Source organism: Methylophaga sp. UBA5088, assembly GCF_002414625.1.
Lineage (GTDB): Bacteria > Pseudomonadota > Gammaproteobacteria > Nitrosococcales > Methylophagaceae > Methylophaga > Methylophaga marina.
Genome location: NZ_DIAC01000069.1, coordinates 1 through 4,352, shown reverse-complemented (window position 1 = coordinate 4,352; position 4,352 = coordinate 1). Strand labels below are relative to the sequence as shown.

Sequence of the window (4,352 nt, the reverse complement as noted above, 5' to 3'; positions counted from 1 at the left end):
ACACCCAGCGATCGCGCCAGATCATTGGCTGTGCCCAGCGGGAATATCGCCATGGTGCGTTGATATTTATGTATGGCTTCCAGCCCCGTGCTGATAGTGCCATCACCACCAGCGAGGATAATCACACCATCCTCATCTTCATAATTTTCAATGAGTGTGACTAAGTGATCTTCGCTTTCGGTTTCTTTCACTGAAACCTCAAACCCGCCAGACTTTAGTGTTTCTATGGCTTCTTGCAAAGCATCTTCACTGCCGTTACGGCTGTGAGGGTTAATCAGTATCAAGGCGTGCTGCATATATTATTCCCTGTATGTGATCGCCTAATGCTCAACACGGCGATATACCGCTTCCAGAAAGCTATAAAGACCAAAAGCTATTAAACCTACAGCCACCGTCATGGTGAGCCAACTGCCAAAAGGTGTTGTCTGTAACCATTCCAACGCGTCACTGATCCCTTTATTTTCACTGGTGCCAGAAATAAAAGCGGAACGCAGCACGACCCAACCAATAATGCACCAGACGATGCCTCTCGATATCAGCCCAAACTGACAAACTTTCTTCATCCAGTGATAATGTGCTTGAGGTATGGCCATATATTGCTCAAATCGAGCTTTATAGCCTTTAAACAAGTGAGCAACACCCACACCAACTAATATGAAGCCAATAATACCAACGACGAAAGCCGTGATGTCTGATCCCAGATAGGCCGAGAGGCTGGAAGATGCCGAATCGCCAGAAGAGTCCTCTGTGTTATGAAGCAATAATTTGATGGTCCAGTAACAAAGAATACTGTGAGTGATGGCACTTACGATTAAGGAACCACGCACAACCAAGCCTTTAAACGAATGACCATGCCCGTCGGCATCTTTGATGCCTTGAGTAAAGCGCCAAATAATGTAGCCAAGCAAACCAATAATCAGGATGACTAACAGCGTTTGACCAAAAGGCTGCTCTTTGAGATTGAGAATGGCACCTTTGCTACTCGCCTCTTCTCCTCCCAATCCTAGCGTAGAGAGAAAAGCCAACACGCCGATAGTGACATAGATAAGCCCTCTGGCAGCATAGCCCATCCGTGCCAGAATTTGATATGTCGTTGAGTGACTCAAAGCTGATTACTCATTCGACACCGTGTCGATTTTTTCATGCACAAACTGACGAGACAGATACCAACACATAAGGGCCCAAGCAGAACCTACCGTCCAACCAGCGACAACATCTGTCGGCCAATGCACGCCCAGATAAACACGGCTGATACCGACCAATACTGTTAGCAGAATAGATGTACAAATAATGAGTATTTTCACCTGCCAGCTGGTTTGAAACTGTGCCAGCAAAGCCCCCAGTGTCAGGTAAGTACTGGCTGATAACATAGAGTGCCCGCTGGGAAAGCTTGATGTGTAAACCATGGTGGCGTGTGTCACTAAATCCGGTCTTGCCCTGTCAAAGCCACTCTTCAACATAAAGCTGGCAAGTAATGCGCCGCCGGTGGCCAATAGCACGACCAAGGCTAATTTACGTTTATGAATCAGTAATAAGAAAATCATCACCCAAACGCTGAGCAATGTCAGCACGGTATTGCCACCAAGCGCGGTGATGTCATGCCCGACTTGTTCTAACCAGGGTGGGCCCAACAGTTCTTCAGGGTTATCAGCATGACGTAAAGACAACAAAATCCTTTCATCAATCGCTTGAGTCTCACCTTCCATGACTTCGTCGGCCACTTCCATGAATAACCACATAGAGCCTGACAGCAACAGCAGCACAATCCAAAATGCGAGTTCTCGTCGTCCAAACCAAGTCAGTAATCTCTGCATACGCATCCTTATTGCTATGAAAATGATGAAGTCGCTCTACCTTATCTGCAAATGTGAAAGACGTCACTAACCTGGATAAAACTATCACCACGGGAAATAAAAAAGGGCCATCACTTTAGCCCCTTAATATTAAGCGTTATTCATGATGAAGGAAGATCACTGATATTGCTCGACGATGGCCGTCATATCTCTATAACCTTTGGGTGGTTGATATTGTTTGAGCGTCTTGGTTTTAGTTTCTGACCAGGTTGCACCATTACTATCGACATAATAAATGGTGTTACCTTCACGTTTTATGGCGTAATGACGATAGGCATCAGACAAGTTGGGGTTAGTAAAAACAAAACCATTGACGATTTTGAGTGGTACATCTTCATCCACACCTTGTTGAAAACTCGCATAGCCGTTATTCACCTTCCACCAATAGAAATCATAGCGACTCGCCTGATCTTTGTACTCCATCGCCCGTATTTCCAACGTATTGCCTGTTTTGCTTTTTTCAGCCCAGTAACCGTCCAGCTCAGCAGCTTTTATTTCTGGTGCCGGTACGAATGTATAACGATTGTGTTTAAGGCTCAGCACAGGCTTATTCCAGTCAATGGTGGTAGTCATTGTTTTATGAAATGTGACACTGTTTTTACCTGGCATCAGTGTCACTTTATTGCCGTTCTGCTCGACCTGATATCGATCCGAAGCCTGCAAATCACCCTTTGAAGAAAAAGTCGCTATATCACCGTCAATCGTCAATACCCCTCTGCCAGAGGTTTCCACCCAAAAACCGTTCAGGTTGTTTCTCTCTTTTTGCGATTCAGCTAATGCAGCATGCCCCATCACTATTAAGGTGATAAATACCAGCAACTGCATTCTTACTCTTTCTCTCATACTTTCTCCTATGGATGTTTAATCTATTTTTGTTTTATTGGTGCCAGCCACTTAATTCATATGGTTCATTGGCGTTTGAAGCTTTGCCCTATTCGGTTCAGAAATCAGGACAAAATGGTTTCCCAACCATGACTTTTTCCATATTCATAGTTCTACCGGATTTGTATGATGGGGTCACTGGTATTTCTTCCAGAATCAATAGACACTAATCACCTGTTCAAACTAGGAGAAAGTATGCAAACGGTTGTTATTTTCGGTGCGGCCAGTGGTTTAGGCGCTGCCATGGTGGAGTATTTTCATGAGCAGGGTTTTGAAGTAATAGGTGTCGCTAGAGACCCCGCAAAAAACCCACGTTTAGCCGAGCTAAAAGTGCAGGCACTAAGTTGTGACGCCACCATTCAATCGCAGGTAGAACAGACGGTATCCAGCCTGCCAAAAGAGGCTTGGGTCATCTCGACCATGGGCAGTTATCGTGCTGACGTACCAGTGGATTATATCGGTCATCGCTACCTGATTAATGCCATGGAAGTTCACGATATCAAGCGCTTTCTACTGGTGACATCCCTAGGTTGTGGTGATTCATGGCAATATTTGTCTGAGCGCTCTAAACAAGGGTTTGGGGCAACGGCAAGAGAGAAGTCACTAGCCGAGTCCTGGCTGCAAACAAGTACGCTTGATTACACCATTCTGCGCCCTGGCGGCCTGAAAGACGGTGATCTCACCCACACCGGTCAGCTTTCACAACACCAGGAAGTCCATGGTTTGATTCACCGGAAAGAAGTAGCGAGACTGGCCCATGAGCTACTCAATACTGAACAGAGTGTGGGGCAAATTTATCAATGTATCGACCCAGAGCTTAGCTGGTAATAGCTGTCACCAAGACGATAAACACCTCGGCCAGACGTTTAATTGGCCGAGGTGTTATTCAATATTTGTCTACTTAATGCTGACTTAAACTTCCTGCTCTATCCCAATTGTCATTGGACTTTCACCCGCTTTAACAGGTGGGGTTTCGTTAATCATCATCACGGTGCCGTTTATTGGAGAAGTTAACTCAGTAACCACATTGCCAAAATAATCTCTCACCTCACCGACGATGGTGCCTTTTTCTACCACACTGCCAATTTCAACGCGGGGAGTAAATAAACCATCAACAGGGCTGACGACTGATTTCAGTTTGTCATAAATCACAGGGGCTGGATGCGGGGTCGGCTCACCCGGCAACATATCCAGAAAATAGAGCGCGTTACGTGACAGTTCAAGCGTCGCTTCAACAAACGCTTCATCACTTTGACCCAGATGACCAATTTCAGTGGTCAGTCCTGGTTTTCCATGCGTCATCGCCGTATTCGGATAAGAAATTGAATTAGCTGGATCACGTGGTCGTTCACCATACATCACGATATGTTGCATACCTGTCGCTTTAGCAAACTCAAAGGTCAGCTCATCCAATTCTTCGCTATCTACAAAGGGGGAATAAACGTGTGGTAGTAGTTGCTGATTCCAGCTACCAGAATGCATATCGATAAGGAAGTCCATCTTACTGATGAATTCACGGGTAAAAAATTCAGCCAGCTGTTCGGTCGGCGTGCCATTCTTATCACCTGGAAATTCACGATTCAGGTTTTTATTATCCGCTGGATGCAGAGCAACACG

At 45.6% G+C, this 4,352-nt stretch carries 6 protein-coding genes; 1 reads left to right on the top strand and 5 read right to left on the bottom strand.

Translation table 11 applies throughout. The features are described from left to right. From B4K20_RS08750 to B4K20_RS08735, 4 genes are all read right to left on the bottom strand, one after another. Positions 1-296 (bottom strand): diacylglycerol/lipid kinase family protein (locus tag B4K20_RS08750; protein ID WP_289282605.1); only part of this gene is annotated, 296 nt, incomplete at its 3' end. A gap of 24 nt (positions 297-320) precedes the next feature. Next, entirely contained in the window at positions 321-1,106 is a 786-nt protein-coding gene (locus B4K20_RS08745) for a DUF1206 domain-containing protein (protein WP_289282604.1), read from the bottom strand. A 6-nt stretch (positions 1,107-1,112) separates the two neighbouring features. Then, positions 1,113-1,814, bottom strand: a complete 702-nt coding sequence (locus B4K20_RS08740; protein ID WP_289244192.1) for a phosphatase PAP2 family protein — start codon at positions 1,812-1,814, stop codon at positions 1,113-1,115. Positions 1,815-1,970: 156 nt separating this feature from the next. Further along, positions 1,971-2,696, bottom strand: coding sequence for a hypothetical protein (locus tag B4K20_RS08735; RefSeq protein WP_289282603.1), 726 nt, complete (start codon positions 2,694-2,696; stop codon positions 1,971-1,973). Positions 2,697-2,930: 234 nt separating this feature from the next. On the opposite strand from B4K20_RS08735, the gene B4K20_RS08730 reads away from it, so the two are divergent. After that, positions 2,931-3,563, top strand: a complete 633-nt coding sequence (locus B4K20_RS08730; protein ID WP_289282602.1) for an SDR family oxidoreductase — start codon at positions 2,931-2,933, stop codon at positions 3,561-3,563. Between the two features lie 84 nt (positions 3,564-3,647). Here the strand turns inward: B4K20_RS08730 and B4K20_RS08725 are convergent. Beyond that, on the bottom strand, positions 3,648-4,352 hold a 705-nt coding region (locus B4K20_RS08725; RefSeq protein ID WP_289282601.1), incomplete at its 5' end, for a succinylglutamate desuccinylase/aspartoacylase family protein.

Excerpts from the sequence above, each read along its gene's own strand:
- B4K20_RS08730 (WP_289282602.1), top strand. The coding sequence starts at position 2,931 with ATGCAAACGGTTGTTATTTTCGGTGCGGCCAGTGGTTTAGGCGCTGCC.
- B4K20_RS08740 (WP_289244192.1), bottom strand. The coding sequence starts at position 1,814 with ATGCAGAGATTACTGACTTGGTTTGGACGACGAGAACTCGCATTTTGG.
- B4K20_RS08735 (WP_289282603.1), bottom strand. The coding sequence starts at position 2,696 with ATGAGAGAAAGAGTAAGAATGCAGTTGCTGGTATTTATCACCTTAATA.